2 protein-coding genes are annotated in these 1,218 nt (G+C 43.9%); both read right to left on the reverse strand.

Annotated features, from left to right (window positions below; genetic code table 11):
• Positions 1-226 precede the first annotated feature (226 nt).
• The gene (locus BUF15_RS26500; RefSeq protein ID WP_073617400.1) at positions 227-529 is read right to left on the reverse strand and encodes an addiction module antidote protein; all 303 of its coding nucleotides are present in this window, start codon (positions 527-529) and stop codon (positions 227-229) included.
• Positions 530-532: 3 nt separating this feature from the next.
• Entirely contained in the window at positions 533-829 is a 297-nt protein-coding gene (locus tag BUF15_RS26505) for a type II toxin-antitoxin system RelE/ParE family toxin (protein WP_073617402.1), read from the reverse strand.
• Between the last annotated feature and the right edge of the window lie 389 nt (positions 830-1,218).

Here is a 1,218-nt window from a genome sequence, read left to right on the forward strand (position 1 = left end):
TTTTTCGCTGCGATCATGGCCAATGAGCCAACATAGAGATATGGTCCTGGTTAAGGTATATGATGGCAATGTTTATCATATCATTAAATCTGTAAATTCACCTTGTTCCTGATATGGTGGGATCGGCCAACAATTTATAATTGTGCCAAAATGGAGCAACTCTAAGGAAGAGATAACCAAAGAATACGTAACAAAACCTGTTCTTGCTGAATCGGGCGATACCCTTTCACTGAGATTGAGTAGGCCGAGCTACTAAACGGACACCGAGGGCTGCACACACCTTATTGATTGTGTCAAATCGAGGTTTGGCATTTGGTTTTAGCGCTTTATACAGAGCTTCACGGGTTATACCTGTAGATTTTGCAACTTCGCTCATACCCCGAGCTTTGGCTGCTATCCCTAAAGCATGGGCCAGCTCAGCTGCATCACCATCCTCAATCACCATTGTGATATAAGCAGCAATATCTTCTTCGCTCTTCAGCTGTTGAGCCATATCGAAATCTGGTAAGTCGGCAATGTGTTTTTTCATAATTCAATCCTCCAGTGTAGCTTCACGCTCTTTGGCTGTGACGATATCCCTCTCTTGACTGCCCTTGTCTCCACCGCCAAGCATGATGATTAACGTATCACCTCGCTTGGTATAATACATCCGCCAGCCCGGACCGAAGTGCTCCCGCATTTCGAAAAGGCCTTCGCCCACAGGTTTTACATCGCCGAGATTTCCTCGCTGGGCTTTATCAAGACGACGGCTTAGGCGAAGCCGTGTAATGCGGTCTTTTATGCGGTCCAGCCATTTATCAAATTCTGGTAGTGTTTTGACTGTATACATATATTGGAATGTAATCGTTCGATTACAGCATGTCAAATAGAATGTGGGCCAGGATTTACCAATTTTTAAGTTTTAAAAGCGAACCGGTTTATGAGTTTGCATTGAAACGAGTAAGATCGTACCTGTAAAGATTTGAATAGGCAGTAATAGGTGATAAAATTCACTACAGGGTGTAGATGTTTCCTGAGATGTTGGGATCAGCCAACAACCTATAACTGTGCCAAAATGGAGCAACCAAAAAAAAGAGATTCCCAAAGACTCTCAAAAGCACAGCAGAACTACAACTTGAGGTGTCTACTGTTGCTTTCAACGGGTGAGGAGCAATCCTCACCCGTTGAGGCACGCCTATCCATAAAGTGTCTCAATCCATCTGATCGCTTCAGTGTCAT

It is taken from the genome of Desulfopila aestuarii DSM 18488 (assembly GCF_900143695.1).
GTDB lineage: Bacteria > Desulfobacterota > Desulfobulbia > Desulfobulbales > Desulfocapsaceae > Desulfopila > Desulfopila aestuarii.